This is a genomic window from Glycomyces terrestris (genome assembly GCF_003933745.1).
Taxonomy (GTDB): domain Bacteria; phylum Actinomycetota; class Actinomycetes; order Mycobacteriales; family Micromonosporaceae; genus Glycomyces; species Glycomyces terrestris.
This window is the reverse complement of record NZ_RSEB01000008.1, coordinates 95,406-110,362: the sequence shown is the minus strand read 5'-3', so window position 1 is coordinate 110,362 and position 14,957 is coordinate 95,406. Positions and strand designations below refer to the sequence as shown.

Annotated in this window: 10 protein-coding genes; 3 read left to right on the top strand and 7 right to left on the bottom strand. The window is 73.0% G+C overall.

Annotated elements, in window-relative coordinates:
* Positions 1-79: 79 nt before the first annotated feature.
* The gene (locus tag EIW28_RS22845; protein WP_125250029.1) at positions 80-634 is read right to left on the bottom strand and encodes a response regulator; all 555 of its coding nucleotides are present in this window, start codon (positions 632-634) and stop codon (positions 80-82) included.
* A complete protein-coding gene (locus tag EIW28_RS22840; protein ID WP_125250028.1) occupies positions 631-5,058 on the bottom strand; it encodes a HAMP domain-containing protein in 4,428 nt (1,475 codons plus the stop codon). The genes EIW28_RS22845 and EIW28_RS22840 overlap by 4 nt, the downstream gene beginning before the upstream one ends.
* A 355-nt stretch (positions 5,059-5,413) precedes the next feature.
* Here EIW28_RS22840 and EIW28_RS22835 point away from each other — a divergent pair, with 355 nt between their 5' ends.
* Positions 5,414-7,456 carry a SpoIIE family protein phosphatase gene (locus tag EIW28_RS22835; protein WP_125250027.1) on the top strand — a complete coding sequence of 681 codons (2,043 nt, stop codon included), beginning with the start codon at positions 5,414-5,416 and terminating at the stop codon, positions 7,454-7,456.
* 76 nt (positions 7,457-7,532) lie between these two features.
* Here the strand turns inward: EIW28_RS22835 and EIW28_RS22830 are convergent, their stop codons facing one another.
* Positions 7,533-8,492, bottom strand: a complete 960-nt coding sequence (locus tag EIW28_RS22830; RefSeq protein ID WP_125250026.1) for a C40 family peptidase — start codon at positions 8,490-8,492, stop codon at positions 7,533-7,535.
* Between the two features lie 351 nt (positions 8,493-8,843).
* Here EIW28_RS22830 and EIW28_RS22825 point away from each other — a divergent pair, with 351 nt between their 5' ends.
* A complete protein-coding gene (locus tag EIW28_RS22825; RefSeq protein WP_125250025.1) occupies positions 8,844-9,335 on the top strand; it encodes a cysteine dioxygenase in 492 nt (163 codons plus the stop codon).
* Between the two features lie 38 nt (positions 9,336-9,373).
* Here the strand turns inward: EIW28_RS22825 and EIW28_RS22820 are convergent, their stop codons facing one another.
* The 3 genes from EIW28_RS22820 to EIW28_RS22810 form a co-directional block, all read right to left on the bottom strand.
* A complete protein-coding gene (locus EIW28_RS22820) occupies positions 9,374-10,834 on the bottom strand; it encodes an NAD(P)H-hydrate dehydratase (protein ID WP_125250024.1) in 1,461 nt (486 codons plus the stop codon).
* A gap of 28 nt (positions 10,835-10,862) precedes the next feature.
* Complete coding sequence (locus EIW28_RS22815) at positions 10,863-11,234, bottom strand: holo-ACP synthase (protein WP_125250023.1); 372 nt, start codon at positions 11,232-11,234, stop codon at positions 10,863-10,865.
* Between the two features lie 131 nt (positions 11,235-11,365).
* A complete protein-coding gene (locus EIW28_RS22810; protein WP_125250022.1) occupies positions 11,366-11,962 on the bottom strand; it encodes a TetR/AcrR family transcriptional regulator in 597 nt (198 codons plus the stop codon).
* 81 nt (positions 11,963-12,043) lie between these two features.
* Here EIW28_RS22810 and EIW28_RS22805 point away from each other — a divergent pair, with 81 nt between their 5' ends.
* On the top strand, positions 12,044-13,222 hold the full coding sequence (locus tag EIW28_RS22805) for a DUF418 domain-containing protein (protein WP_125250021.1): 1,179 nt from the start codon (positions 12,044-12,046) through the stop codon (positions 13,220-13,222).
* Positions 13,223-13,274: 52 nt separating this feature from the next.
* On the opposite strand, the gene dacB is transcribed toward EIW28_RS22805, so the two are convergent.
* Positions 13,275-14,843 (bottom strand): D-alanyl-D-alanine carboxypeptidase/D-alanyl-D-alanine endopeptidase, encoded by a 1,569-nt coding sequence (gene dacB / locus EIW28_RS22800; protein WP_125250020.1) that lies wholly within the window; start codon positions 14,841-14,843, stop codon positions 13,275-13,277.
* Between the last annotated feature and the right edge of the window lie 114 nt (positions 14,844-14,957).

Genomic DNA, 14,957 nt, shown 5'->3' with positions numbered 1-14,957 from the left:
CCCGGCCCTCGGCGTGCCCTGGAGCCGGTCACTGCCCTGGAGCCGGGACGCCCCGCTTCGCGGCGGGGCGGCGGCGCGGTCAGGCCGTTCCGGCCTCCAGGAGGGCGAGGATGCGCTGGATCTCGGGGTCGGCGTCGCGGCCCTCGTGCCAGGCGGCGAGGGCTTCGCGGGCCTGGTCGAGGCGCTTGGTGAGGAGGCCCTCGCGTTCGCGGAGGTCCTTGGTGCGCTCGGAGGTCTGGCGCAGGGCCTGGCCCTGGGCCCACAGGTCGATGAAGACCTTCACCTTCGTGCGGAGCATCCACGGATCGAACGGCTTCGTGATGTAGTCCACGGCCCCCACCGAGTAGCCGCGCATCGCCAGGTGCGCGTCGCGGTCGGCGGCCGTCAGGAAGATGATCGGCGTGTGCCGGGTCTTCTCGCGCTGCTTGATGTGCCGCGCGGTCTCGAACCCGTCCATGCCCGGCATCTGCGCGTCGAGCAGGATCGCCGCGTAGTCCTCCGAGAGGAGCCGCTTGAGCGCCTCCTCCCCGGAGGTCACCGCGATCGTGTTCACCGGCAGGCCCTGGAGGATCGCCTCGAGGGCGAGCAGGTTCTCGGAACGGTCGTCCACGAGCAGGACGCGGGCGGTGCTCATGCGGTGCCTCCAGAAGTCGGTTCGCCATTGTCCCGTCCGGACCCGGGGCGCCCGCCCGCGGGTGCCGCGCCGTGTGCGCCGCCGCTCCCGTTGCCGCCGATCCAGTGCGACATGGTGTCCAGCAGCAGGTCCAGGTCCACGGGCTTGGTCAGGTACGCGCTCGCGCCGGCCTCCACCGACTGCTCCCGCTGCTCGGCCAGCGCCTGCGCGGTGAGGAACACGATCGGCAGGTCCTCGAACTGCGGCATGCGCCGGATGACGCGCGTGGTCTCGTTGCCGTCCATGCCCGGCATCATCGAGTCCATCAGGACGATGTCGATCCCGGGGTGCCGCTGGAGGGCGTCGATGCCGTCGGCGCCGTTCTCGGCGTAGTGGACGTCGATGCCGTGCAGCTCCAGGGCCGCGGTGAGCGCGAAGACGTTGCGGATGTCGTCGTCGACGATGAGGACCGTCGTCCCCTCCAGGTGCTGCGCGGCCGCCGACGAGGACGGCGTCTCGGGCGCGCCGGTGAGGATGCCGGGCTCCTCGATCGGGATCGGGAGCTCGGCGGGGACCATCGGCAGGTCGCCGTCGGCGTCGATCTCGACGGGCACCACGAACGTGAACTTCGAGCCGTGGTCGCCGGTGTGCTCGATGAACACGTCGCCGCCGAGCGCGTTCGACAGGGACTTCGAGATCGACAGGCCCAGACCGGTGCCGCCGAAGTTGCGGCGGGTCGTGCCGTCGGCCTGCTGGAACGGCTCGAAGATGATCGACTTCTTCGCCTCGGCGACCCCGATGCCGGTGTCGATGACGCTCAGCGCGATCCGCTCGGCGGCCGCGTTCAGGTGCGGGGCGTCGAAGCGCAGGTCGGCGGGGACACGGCGCACCGCGAGCGTGACCGAGCCGACCCGCGTGAACTTGACCGCGTTCGACAGGAGGTTCCGCAGGACCTGCTGGAACTTCTGCCCGTCGGTCTGCATGAGCTGCGGCACGCCGGTGCCGACGTCCACGTTGAACTCCAGGCCCTTGTCCTCGGCCTGGGGCCGGAACGCGGCCTCGATGTCGCCGAGGACCTCCGCGAGGTCGACCGGGTGGACTGAGACGACCATGCGCCCGGCCTCGATCTTCGACAGGTCGAGGATGTCGTCGATGAGGGTGAGCAGGTCGGTGCCGGCGTTGTAGATGGTGCGCGCGAACTCGATCTGGCGCTCGGAGAGGTTCCCGTCGGTGTTCTCCGACAGGAGCCGCGCCAGGAGCAGCAGCGAGTTCAGGGGCGTGCGCAGCTCGTGCGAGACGTTCGCGAGGAACTCCGACTTGTACTTCGAGGCCTGGGCGAGCTGCTCGGCCTTCTCCTCGATGTCCTTGCGGGCGGTCTCGACCTCCTCGTTCTTGAGCTCGATCGCCTTGTTCTGCGCGGAGAGGAGCTGGGCCTTCTCCTCGAGCTCGACGTTGGTCTCCTGGAGCCGGTTCGACTGGGCGCGCAGCTCCTGCGCCATCCGCTGGGACTCGCGCAGCAGGACCTCGGTGCGGGCGTTGCCCTCGATGGTGGCGAGGGTGACGCCGACGTTCGGGGCGAGCGCGTCCAGGAACCGCTTGTGGAGCCCGGAGTAGGTGTTGAACGAGGCGAACTCGATGACGCCGCGGACCTTGTCGCCGAACTGGACCGGCAGGATGATCAGGTCGGTCGGGGTGGCTTGGCCGAGCCCGGACGAGATCTCCAGGTAGCCCTCGGGGATGTCGTGCAGGTGGATGGTGCGCTTCGACGCGGCGGCCTGGCCGACCATGCCCTCGTTGTCCTCGATGAGCTTCTTCTCGCCGGGGTTCGGGTGCCCGTAGACGGCGTTGAGCCGGTAGGTGACGTGCCCGGCGACGTCCTCGTGGCGGACGTAGAACGTCGAGGTCTGCGCGTCGATGAGCGGGGTGACCTCGTCGAGGACCATGCGGGTGACCTCCTCGACGCCGCGGCGGCCCTGGAGGAGCGAGGAGATGCGGGCGAGGTTCGAGTTGAGCCAGTCCGCGTCGGTGTTCTGGCGGGTCTTGTCGCGCAGGGCGGTGATCATCTGGTTGATCGACTCGGTCAGGTCGGCGATCTCGCCGGCGGCCTCGAAGTCGACCGACTGGGTGAGGTCGCCGCGGGCCACGGCGTGCGCGACGTTCGCGATGGCGCGCAGCTGGAGCGTCAGCGTCGCCGCGAGCGAGTTCACGTTGCGGGTCAGGGCGAGCCAGGTGCCGGAGACGCCGGCGACCTCGGCCTGGCCGCCGAGGTTGCCCTCGACGCCGACTTCCCGGGCGACGCGCGTGACCTCCGTGGCGAAACTGGAGAGCTGGTCGACCATGGTGTTCACGGTCGTCTTCAGCTCGAGGATCTCCCCCTGCGCGTCGACGGTGATCTTCTGGTTCAGGTCGCCCTTCGCGACCGCGGTGGTCACCTTCGCGATGTCGCGCACCTGGCTGGTCAGGTTCGAGGCCATCGAGTTCACGTTGTCGGTGAGGTCCTTCCAGGTGCCGGAGACGCCCGGCACGTGCGCCTGGCCGCCCAGCTGCCCCTCGGTGCCGACCTCGCGCGCGACACGGGTGACCTCGTCGGCGAAGGACGAGAGCCGGTCGACCATGGCGTTCATGGTCGACTTGAGTTCGAGCATCTCGCCCTGCGCGTCCACGGTGATCTGCCGGTTCAGGTCGCCGGCGGCGACGGCGCTGGCGACCGAGGAGATGTTCCGGACCTGGCTGGTCAGGTTGGACGCCATCGAGTTCACGTTGTCGGTGAGCGCCTCCCAGATGCCGGAGACGCCCTGGACGTTCGCCTGCCCGCCGAGCTTGCCGTCGGTGCCGACCTCGCGGGCGACGCGCGTGACCTCGTCGGCGAACTGGGACAGCTGCGCCACCATCGAGTTCATCGTGGACTTCAGTTCGAGCATCTCGCCCTGCGCGTCCACGGTGATCTGGCGGTTGAGGTCGCCGTTCGCGACGGCGCTGGCGACCGAGGAGATGTTCCGCACCTGCGCGGTCAGGTTGGCGGCCATCAGGTTGACGTTCTCGGTGAGGTCCTTCCAGGTGCCGGAGACGCCGGGCACGTCCGCCTGGCCGCCGAGGCGGCCCTGGGAGCCGACCTCGCGGGCGACGCGGGTGACCTCGTCGGCGAAGCGCGAGAGCTGGTCGACCATGGTGTTCACGGTGCTCTTGACCTCGGCGACCTCGCCTTGGGCGTCGACGGTGATCTTCTGGTTCAGGTCGCCCTTGGCGACCGCGGTGGTCACCTTCGCGATGTTGCGGACCTGCTCGGTGAGGTTCGCGGCGAGCTGGTTCACGTTCTGCGTCAGGTCGCGCCAGGTGCCGGAGACGCCGAACACCTGCGCCTGGCCGCCGAGGCGGCCCTCGGTGCCGACCTCGCGGGCGACGCGGGTGACCTCGTCGGCGAAGTTCGACAGCTGGTCGACCATGGTGTTGACGGTGGTCTTGAGTTCGAGGATCTCGCCCTGCGCGGGCACGGCGATCTTCTGGTTCAGGTCGCCGCGGGCCACGGCCCCGGTGACCTTCGCGATGTCGCGGACCTGGTCGGTGAGGCTGGAGGCCATGTCGTTCACCGACTCGGTGAGGTCCTTCCAGGTGCCCGAGACGCCCGGCACGTCCGCCTGGCCGCCGAGGCGGCCCTCGGTGCCGACCTCGCGGGCGACGCGCGTCACCTCGCCCGCGAAGACCTGGAGGGTCTCGGTGAGCGAGTTGATGGTGTCGGCGAGCTCGGCGACCTCGCCGGAGGCCTTGACGGTGATCTTCTGGTTCAGGTCGCCCGAGGCGATGGCCTGCGTCACCGTCGAGATGGAGCGGACCTGCTCGGTCAGGTTCGAGGCCATGGTGTTCACCGCGTCGGTGAGCGACCGCCAGGTGCCCGAGACGCCCTGGACGTCGGCCTGGCCGCCGAGGCGGCCCTCGGTGCCGACCTCGCGGGCGACGCGCGTCACCTCGCCCGCGAAGGCGCGTAGGAGGCCGACCATGCGGTTGACGGTCTCGCCGAGGCGCCGGAACTCGCCGCGCAGCTGCGTGCCCTCGATCTCCAGGGCCGCCTCCTGGGACAGGTCGCCGGCGGCGACCGCCTCGAGGACGCGCCCGAGCTCGGTCGTGGGCCGCACCAGGTCCTCGACCAGGCGGTTCACGCTCGCGGCGCCCTCGGACCAGCCGCCGTCCAGGTGCTCGATGACGAGCCGGTGGTTCCAGGAGCCCTCCTGGCCGACCGCGCGCGCGATGAGCGCGAGGTCGCGGGTCTGCCGGTCGGCCTGCTCGACGACGGCGTTGAACCGGTCGACGACCTCCCCGGCCAGGCCCTCCCCGCGCGGCAGCCGCACTGAGAAGTCCCCCCGCTCGACGGCGCCCAGCGCGTCGGCCAGGCTGCGGAGCAGGTCGGACTCGTCGGTCGGGTTCGCTGTACGGGAAACGGTGTCCGTCATGGCGTGGTTCCTCAGCTGCGGAGACAGGCGGCCCCTCCAGGTTGTCACACCCGGGGCGCAAACGTGAAGGCAGGTTACTCAGGGGGAGGTATCCGGTCACCCGAAGTCACGGAATGAGAAGTGACGACTACGCGCGACCGCGGTCCGCGGCTCTGCTGCGGCGCGCCGCCGCGGGGCCGCGGGGCACCGGGAGCGGCACTCCCAAGCGCCGCAACGCGTCGGGGGCGTGTCCGGGGCGCGGGCCGCCCCGGTCGGGGACCGGTCGGGGCGGCCCGTCCGCCGCCGGGCGCAGGGGCTGGTAGACGGCGCGGAGCGGGTGCGGCGGGCGAGGGCGGGTCGGGCATAGACTGGCCCCGTGACGTACCCCGAGAGGGCCGCTCGTCGGCTTCGGCTGCCGGCCGACGACCGCTCCCCCGCCGCAGCCCGCGCAGCCGTCCGCGCGGTCCTCGCCGAGGCCGGGCTCACCGAGCTGCTGGACGAGACCCTGCTGCTCACCACCGAACTCGCGACCAACGGCGTCGTCCACGCCGGCACCGACATCAACTTCACCGTGGCCGCCGACCCGATCGGCGTGCGCGTCACCGTCACCGACTACCGCTCCGGGGGCATCGACCCGCTCGACCGCACCCTTTACGACAATGCCATGCCGGAGGTCACCGCGGAGGGCGGGCGCGGCCTGCTCCTGGTGGACCGGTTCGCGTCCTCGTGGGGCACCACGCACGACGCCACCGGCAAGTCCATCTGGTTCCGCATCGACCGCGACCCCGACAAGCCCCCGGCGCCGCGCCCGGTCCCCGACTCCGGTGCGGGCGAACCGGAACCGGACCTGGGCCAGCTCGCGGCGCTCCTCACCGTCGCGCCCGCGCTCCAGTCGCGGCTCCCGGTCGACCAGATCGTGACCGAGCTCCTCGCCCGCTGCCACGACGCGACCGCGGCCGACGGCGGCGCGATCGAGTACGACGCGGGCGACGGCACCGGCACCCAGATCATCGCGAAGTTCGGCGACGTCGGCACCGCCGCGGTCGCGGTCCCGCTGCCGCTCACCGCGCCCGCGAACGGCCGCCTGCTCCTCGCGGGCGAGCCGAAGCGGACCTGGCGGCCCCTCGCCGAGCTCGTCGCCGAGCGCGTCGCCCTCGCCGTCCAGATCGACCGGATGCGCACCGACGAGCAGCGCCGGTCCGGCTGGCTCACCTATCTCGCCGAAGCGGGGGAGCTCCTGGCGCACTCCCTCGAAGAGCACCTGACGGTGGCCCTCATCCCGCAGCTCGTCGTCCCGCAGCTGGGCCGCTGGGCGGCCGTCCACCTCACCGGCGACGGCGCCGGGCTGCGGCTCGCCGCGCTCACGCACGTCGAGGAGGGCGAGCTCGAGCACCTGCGCACCCGCCTGGAGGGCGCGGCGCCGCCGCTGGCCGCGGCGCTCACCTCGGACGGGTGGACGGGCATGGAGCTGCCGGTGCCGCGCGGCCTCGACGGCATCGCCGTCCCGCTCTCGGCGCGCGGCGCCACGATCGGCGTCCTCACCGTGGGCCGCCACGCCGACCGGCACCACTCCTCCGAGGAGCGCGCGGTCGTCGCCGACCTCGCGAAGCGCTCGGCGCTCGCGCTCGACAACGCCCGCATCCACGCCGAGCGGCAGGCCGTCGCCCACGAGCTCCAGGCCGCGCTCATGCCCGGGTCGCTCCCGGACGTCGCGGGCGTGTCGTTCGCGGCCGAGTACCTGCCCGCGACGGCGCGGCGCCTGCCCGGGTCCGGGCCGGGCCCGGTCGCCGGCACCGAGGTCGGCGGCGACTTCTACGACGCGACCGAGCTGCCCGACCACCGGCTGTGGGTCGCGATCGGCGACGTGTGCGGCAAGGGCGCCCAGGCCGCGGCGGTCACCGGCGTCGTCCGGGACGTCCTGCGGGTCATGGCCCGCGACGGCCGGCCGCTCCCGCGCGCCCTCGAACTGCTCAACGCGACGCTCCTGGAGCAGCCCGGGGACCTGCGGTACGCGACGATCGCGTCGGCGCTCCTCGACCGCGACCGCGGCGGCTCGGTGAACGCGACCCTGTGCCTGTCCGGGCACGAGCGGCCGCTGCTGCTGCGCGCCGCCGGGGGCGTCGAGTGGGTGGGCCGCGAGGGCACCGCCGTGGGCCTGTTCCCGGACGTGAAGGTCAACCCCGAGGAGGTCCGGCTCGACGCCGGGGACGCGCTCGTGTTCTTCACCGACGGCGTGACCGAGCGCCGCGACGGCGTCGCCATGTTCGGCCACGACCGCATCGAGCGGGCCGTGCGCGGCGCCGCCGGCAAGAGCGCCCGCCAGATCGCGACGGCGCTCCTGGAGGCCGTCGAGGCGTTCTCCCCCGAGTCGCCGCGCGACGACATCGCGATCCTCGTGGTGCGCTGCGACCCGGTCTGACGCACCGCCGGGAACCGAACGGACGCATGACGAAGGGCCCCGCGCCGAGGCGCGGGGCCCTTCGTGCGTCGCGGTCCTAGTGCAGGATCGTGGTGGCGCCGTAGTACGAGTTGCCGTGGTCGAGCGGCACGACCTTCACGTACGTGGACGAGTTCGGGGCGTGCACGATCAGGCCGTTGCCGATGTACATGCCGACGTGCGCCAGGTTGTTGTAGAAGACGAGGTCGCCGGGCTGGAGCTCGTCGCGGCTGATGCTCGCGGTCTGGCTGTACTGGGCGGCGGCGTTGTGCGGCAGGTCGATGCCGAGCTCGGCGTACGCGCCGAGGATGAGGCCCGAGCAGTCCCAGTTGTCGGGCCCGGCGGCGCCCCACACGTACCAGTCGCCGCGCTGCGCGAGCGCGAAGTTGACGACGGTGAGCTGGTCGTCGGTCATGTGCGGCAGGTCGAACTCGTTGACGGCGTCGCCGGCGACGGTCTGCCACTCCTCGTTGAGCTCGTCGATCCGCTCGGTGAGCTCGGCGGACTTGACCTCGAGGGCCTCCTTGTCGGCGGCGAGGTCGACCTGGAGGTCCTCGAGGAGCTCGAGCTGGGTCGTGTACTCCTCGGAGGCCGCCCGCAGCTCGTCCATGAGCTCGAAGTTGTACAGGTTCGCGGAGTTGAGCCGGTCGAGGCGCTCGACGAACGCGTCGGGGGAGCCCGAGTCGAGCAGCATGGCCGCGTCGCCGATGCCCTGCTCCACATAGGTGGACTGGATGTACGCGGAGAGCTGGTCGCGCAGGGCGTTCAGGTTCGTCTCGGCGTCCGCGAGGTAGACCTCGGTCTCCTCGATGAGGTGCTCGTTGTCCTCGATCTCCTGGGAGAGCTGGTTGTACTCGTCGACCGCCGCGGCGAGGTCCTCGTCGGTCTGCTCGATCTCGTCGTTGATGTCGCCGGTGTCGCGCTGCGCCCAGGCCGGGGCGGAGGCGGCGGACGAGATCAGGAGGCCGCCGATCACGGCGGCTGAGGTCCACTTGCGGCGGACGGACGACTGCTTCACGAGGAGGGTGCTCCTTCGGGATTCGGGAGGTCGGGGTGCGTACCGGGGCTTCTCCGAGGGCGGGCCCGCACCGGCGCGATACGACGGCGCCGCTGAGCCGAACATGAGCCTAGCGCGCGGGTTCGCGGTCCGGTAGACCCCGGTCGTGACAAATTCGCAGCGTAACGACCGTTCCACCGATGGTGTGTCGCTCCTGTGAGTTGGCTGGGAGTTGCTACGATGGCCGGCATGACCTTCCAGTCGTGTCCCCGTCGCCGCTGTCACCAGCGCTGACCCGCCGCGGCGGTTCGGCGCGCCCAGACACCGACCACCGTTCCGACGCACCGAAGGTCTTCCGTTCCCATGCAGCGCATGCCCGCCGTGATCCCCGCCGCTCCCGCCCGCCTCGACGCGCACCGGCTCGAAGCGCTCGCCGGCTGCTACGCCGCGAACCTCACCCTCCGCCCGCGCTTCACGCGCGGCAGCCGCTGGGCCCGCCGGGTCCTGGCCGGGCCCGACCACGAGGCGTGGCTCCTCGCCTGGCTTCCGGGCCAGGGCACCGAGCTCCACGACCACGGCGGGGTCGCGCGCCCCGCGGCGGCCGCCGTCGCGGTCGTCTCCGGGTCCCTCACCGAGTTCACCGTCGCCCCCGGCGACTTCCCCGGCCTGCGCCGCAAGCCGCTCGCGGCCGGCGACGTCTCCGTGGTCGACGACCGCACCGTGCACGCGATGCGCAACGACTCCGGCGCCCCCGCGGTGAGCCTCCACGTGTACTCGCCGGGCCTGGAGGCGATGCGCACCTACCTCCTCGACGAGACCGGCCTTGCCCCCGCGCGCATCAAGCGCGCCGGCGAGGACTGGTAGCGCCGACCGCGAACGGCGACGCCCGAGGTGCGCTCCGCTTACGGCCGCGCCGCCGACAGCACCTCGCCGACCGCGCCCGGGAGGGCCCGGGCCACGTCGGAGGCGGTGACGGTGCGGTGGCCGCGGGCGGCGATGCCGCCCGCGCGGCCGTGGAGGAACGCCGCGGCGACCGCGGCGCGCACCCCGTCCATGCCGGACGCCAGCAGCGAGGCCATGAACCCGGCGAGCACGTCCCCCGCGCCCGCGGTCGCCAGCTGCGGCCGCCCGGTCGGGTTCGCCCACACCGCGCCGTCGCTCGAGGCGACGACCGTGTGGTGCCCCTTGAGGAGCACCGTGCAGTTGAGCCGCTTCGCGAGCGCGGCCGCGGCCGCGCCGCGGTCCTCGCTCGGCGGGGAGCCGTAGAGCCGCTCGTACTCGCGGTCGTGCGGGGTGAGCACCACCGGCGCCTCCCGCTGCGAGAGCACCGACGGGTACTCGCCGATGAGCGTCAGGGCGTCGGCGTCGAGGACGACCGGCGCGGGCGAGACGAGGACCGACCGCAGCTCGCCGAGCGCGGCCTCGTCGGTCCCGAACCCGGGGCCGGCCAGCCACGCCTGCACCCGGCCCGCCTCCTTCACCGTGGGCGTGCACACCACTTCGGGGTGGGCGCGGCGCACGAACTCCGCTGCGGCGCCGGCGTACCGCACGTACCCGGCGGGCCCGGCGAGGGCGCCGCTGGTGGCGAGCACGGCCGCCCCGGGGTACCGCTCGGAGCCGGCGGCGACGCCGACGACGCCGCGCGTGTACTTGTCGTCGCCGGGCCCGGGCCGTCGCCACCAGGCGGCGAGGTCGGCCTCGGAGGCGACGCGCACCGCGGGGTGCCGGTCGAGGTGCGGGCCGAGTCCGATGTCGACGAGGACGAGCCGGCCGGTGAGGAGCGCGGCGCGGCCGAGCACGTGGCAGGGCTTGCGGGACCCGAACGCGACGGTGACGTCGGCGGTGACGGCGCTGGCCGGGACGGCCCCGGTGTCGACGTCGACCCCGGAGGGGACGTCAACGGCCACAACGGTTCCGGCGTCGATGCGGGCGAGCTGGTCGCCGGCGCGCCCGGGGAGGCCGGGGCGGCCGCCGATGCCGAGGACGCCGTCGAGGAGCAGGTCGCAGTGCGCGGGCGGGTTCGCGGTGAGGCGCCCGCCGGCGCGGGTGAGGGCCGCGGCGGCGACGGGGTGGACCCGCTCGCCCATGACGGGGACGGCGAAGACGCGGGCGCCGCGGCGGGCGAGGCGGGCGGCGGCGAAGAGCGCGTCGCCGCCGTTGTCGCCGGGGCCGGCGAGCACGATCACGGTGGCGCCGTAGACGCCTGCGCGCTCAGTGCGGGTGGCGCGCTGCCTGCGGAGGATCGCCGCGCACTCGGCGGCGAGTCCCGCCGCGGCGCGCTGCATGAGGGTCCCGGGCGGGAGCGTCGCCATCAGCTGGGCTTCCGCGCGGCGGACCGCCGCTGCTGACCAGGCACCGTCCATGGCTGTCCCTCTCCGGACCCTCGTCGCCTCAGGCCGTTTCCGCGATCACCACCGCTGTCGCTATACCGCCATCATGCGACAGCGAGACGTGCCAGCGCGAGACGCCACGCTGGGCGGCGACGGCGGCCACCGATCCGGTGATCTCCAGGGACGGGCGCCCGTCCGGTTCGGAGAGCACTTGGCAGTCGGCCCAGCGCATTCCGCCGGGGGCGCCGAGGGCTTTGGCCACGGCCTCCTTGGCGGCGAAGCGCGCGGCGAGGGACTCGGTGCGGCGTCGGCGCCCGTCGGGGGCGCGTCGCTCGGCCTCGGTGAAGAGCTTCTCGGCGACGTGCGGGGTCCGTTCGAGTACGCGCTCGAACCGGTCCACGGCCACGACGTCTATGCCCACGGCGACGATCACCCGTCAAGAGTGCCACGGGATCGGGCGTCCCGCCCCTGTTCGGGCGGGTTCATCCGCGAGCGTGGGGTTCTGTCTGCCGGCCGGTCAGGGGCGGGTGTGGACGGTGCGGGACGGCTTGGGGCCGTTCGGGGTCAGGTGTTCCGTTGCGGCAGTGCGAGGGCGGGGAGGACGGCCTGGTCGACGATGGCGGCGAGGTAGTCGTCGTCGGGGGCGCGGCCGGTGTCGAGGATGCGCTTGGTGACCATGGCTTCGCCGATGTCGAGGACGACGGGGGTGAGGCGGGCGGGGTCGACGGCGCCGGTGGCGGCGTAGTGGCGCAGGACGGTCTGGGTGAAGGTGCCGCCGCGCTTGCGGAAGACGCGCTCCCAGAGGGCTTCGACGACGGCGGGGTCGCGGGCGGGGTCGGTGAGGACGGCCATGACGGCGCGGCCGGCGGGGCTGAAGCCCCAGTCGACCATGAGGCGGAGGGCGGCGATGAGGTCGCCGCGGAGGTCGTCGGCGCCGGGGGCGGGGGTCTCGACGGGGTGGTGCTCGGCGAGGGCGTCGAGGAGGAGGTCGAGGGGGTCGGACCAGCGGCGGTAGAGGGTGGTGCGGGCGGTGGCGGCGCGTTTGGCGATGGCGTCCATGGTGAGCCGGGCGGGGCCGGATTCGGCGGTCTCCTCGATGGCGGCGGTGTAGATGGCGTCGAGCAGGTCCTTGCCGCGCCGGCGCGTTCGGCCTTCGGACATGAGCCGCCCCCCGATGTTAGGTACAGTCGTGTATCTTATCGTTTTAGATACAGCCGTGTACCTAAAACTCGTGGAGTCGCGATGTCACTCTCCCCGCCCGCCATTATGGGCACGCCCGTCGCCGAGCGGTCGCTCGCACCCGACCTGGCCAGGGGCGCGATGCTCCTGTTCATCGCGCTCGCGCACGCGCACATGTTCCTCGCGCACGAGACGACGGGCTTCCGCGGCTACGCCGTGGACGGCACCGTCCTCGACCGCGTCGTCGCCGGGCTCCAGGTCCTGTTCGTCGACGGCCGCGCGCTGCCGATGTTCGCCGGCCTGTTCGGGTACGGGCTCGCCCGGCTCGTCCAGCGCCGCACCGCGGCCGGGGCCGACTGGCCGCAGGCGCGGCGGCTGGTGCGCCGCCGCTCCTGGTGGCTCCTGGCCTTCGGCGCCGCGCACGCGGTGCTGCTGTTCTTCGGCGACATCCTCGCCGCGTACGGGTTCATCGGCCTCGTCTTCACCGGCCTGCTGGCCGCGAAGGACCGCACCCTGCTCCGCACGGCCGGGATCGTCCTGGCCTTCCACGTCCTCGTCGTCGCGGCGGCCGGGTTCGCGGCCGAGGCGGCCGGGCACGAGAACGCGTCGCCGACGCTGGTGGCCGACCCGGTCGAGGCCGCCTTCGCGCGCTTCGCGGTGTGGGCGGCGCTCACCCCGACGTTCTACGTCGTCGACATCGTGCCCGCGTTCGCGGTCGGCATCTGGGCCGCGCGCCGCCGCGTCCTCGACGAGCCCTCCCGGCACCTGCCGCTGCTGCGGCGCACCGCGTTCGCCGGCATCGGCGTCGGCGTCGCCGGCGGCCTGCCGCTCATGCTCGCCGACACGCAGCTGTGGCACCCGGAGGCGCCGGTCGCCGTCGCCGCGTACACGCTCCACTCGCTCACGGGCCTGGGCGCCGGGCTCGGCCTGGCCGCGCTCGTGGCGCTCGCCGCGGCCCGCGGCGGCCGGGGCGCGGTCGGCGCGGCGGGGCCGCTGACGCGGGCCCTCGCGGCGTGCGGGCAGCGGTCGCTCACCTGCTACCTGCTCCAGTCGGTCGCGTTCACCGCGCTGTTCGTCCCGTACGCGGGGAACCTCGGCGCGACGCTGGGCGACGCCGCGGCGTCCGGGATCGCGGTGCTCGTGTGGGCCGCGACGGTGGCGCTCGCGGCGTGGATGGCCCGCGCCGGAATGCGCGGACCGTTCGAGGTGCTGCTGCGCCGCCTCACCTACGGCCGGCCGTAGGGACGCGGCAGGGCCCGGCCGCACCGCGGCCGGGCCCTTCATGGTGCGGGGCCTAGCAGATGCTCGGCTCGTACCAGGTGCACTCCCGGTCGGCGGGCTGCTCCGCGGCGGGCTCGGCGATCTCCTCGGCCTCCTCGGCGAAGGCCGCGATCTGGGACTCGGTGGTGTCGGCGCCGTGCGTGGCGATCGCGACCGCGATCTGGTCCTCGATGCCCTTGATGTTGCTGGTCAGGTAGTCGTTCAGCAGGATCGCGAAGACGACCTCGCGCCCGTCGGCGTCGGTGGCGTACCCGACGAGGGACGACACGGAGGTGAGCGACCCGGTCTTGGCCCTGACGTTCCCGGCCGCCTCGGTCCCGCACATCCGGCTCGCGAGGGTGCCGTCGACGCAGGCGACCGGCAGCGACGCCTCGTAGGCGGCGAACCACGGCGCGGACTGGGCGCCGATGAGCAGGTCGGTGAGCGAGTCGGGGGTGAGCATGTCCCAGCGGGACAGGCCGGAGCCGTCGACCTGGCGGATCGGGCCGGTGTTCACGCCGTACTCCTCGATCGCGGCGTACACGCCGGCCTTGCCGGACGCGTAGGTGCCCTGGCCGGTGTTCGCGAGGCCCACGGCCTTGAACAGCGCCTCGCCGTAGAGGTTGTTCGAGGGCTTCATCAGGTCGACCGCGAGCGACGAGAGCGGCGCGGAGGCGTGCGAGGCGAGCGTCTCGCCGCCCTGCGGGGTGGCCTCGTGCAGCCGCACGTCACCGGTGAGGGTGATGCCCTCGGCCTCGAGCGCGCTCGCGAACACGTCGCCGACCAGGCCGGTCGGGTCGATGACCGCGCGGGTGCCGAAGGTGCCGGTGGTGCCGGACTTGACGGTCCCTGAGACGCGGATGGTGTTCGAGTGCTCGTCGCGGTTGATCGAGACGTTCGTGGAGGTCCCGGTCGTGGCGGTGTTCACGATGGTGACGTAGTCGGTCGCGGGGACGGTGGTGACGACGGCGGGGGAGCCGGCGGTGGCGCCGGGCTTGACGAAGACGCGGACGGAGCCGGAGAGGTGGTCCGTGCCGGAGCCGACGGTGAGCGCGGAGACCTCGGCGGCGTAGCCGTACTGGAGGTCGCCCCAGGCCCATTCGTCGCCGTGGCGGACCGCGTCGAACGCGGTGTCGTCGAGCACCAGGTCACCGTCCACGGTGGAGACGCCGGCGGCGGCGAGGTCGGCGGCGAGCGCCTGGTAGTCCTCGGCGAGCATGGACGGGTCGCCGTCGCCGCGCAGGTAGAGGTCACCGGCGACGACGCCGTCGACGGGCCGGTCGCCGACGACGTCGGTGGTGAACGTGTAGTCCTCGCCGAGGGTCTCGAACGCGCCGGCCAGGGTGGTGAGCTTGAGGCTGGAGGCGGTGATGGCCCGCTGGTTGCCGTGGTGGTCGTAGATGACCTCGCCGGTGGCGGCGTCCCTGACGACGATGGACGCCTGGGAGTCGATGACCTTGGGGTCCTGGAGGATCGCGTCGATGGCGGCGGCGAGGGCCTCGTTGCCCGTCTCCTGCGCCTGGGCGACCACGGTCCCCGCGAAGGTGATGGCGCCGGCGGCGGTGACCGCCACGGCGCTCGAGATGAGGGTGCGTTTTTTCACAGCGCGAGTTTAAACGGTTCGGGCGCATTGCGCGACTTCGCACTGAAGTGTCGAATATCGCCCCATCTCGCGGGCAACCGATCGCCGGTTTCCGCACAGCCGTTGGGGCACAAG

Coding starts and splice junctions, on each gene's coding strand:
- EIW28_RS22805 (WP_125250021.1), top strand. CDS start 12,044: ATGTCACTCTCCCCGCCCGCCATTATGGGCACGCCCGTCGCCGAGCGG.
- EIW28_RS22810 (WP_125250022.1), bottom strand. CDS start 11,962: ATGTCCGAAGGCCGAACGCGCCGGCGCGGCAAGGACCTGCTCGACGCC.
- EIW28_RS22840 (WP_125250028.1), bottom strand. CDS start 5,058: ATGACGGACACCGTTTCCCGTACAGCGAACCCGACCGACGAGTCCGAC.
- EIW28_RS22820 (WP_125250024.1), bottom strand. CDS start 10,834: ATGGACGGTGCCTGGTCAGCAGCGGCGGTCCGCCGCGCGGAAGCCCAG.
- EIW28_RS22825 (WP_125250025.1), top strand. CDS start 8,844: ATGCCCGCCGTGATCCCCGCCGCTCCCGCCCGCCTCGACGCGCACCGG.
- EIW28_RS22845 (WP_125250029.1), bottom strand. CDS start 634: ATGAGCACCGCCCGCGTCCTGCTCGTGGACGACCGTTCCGAGAACCTG.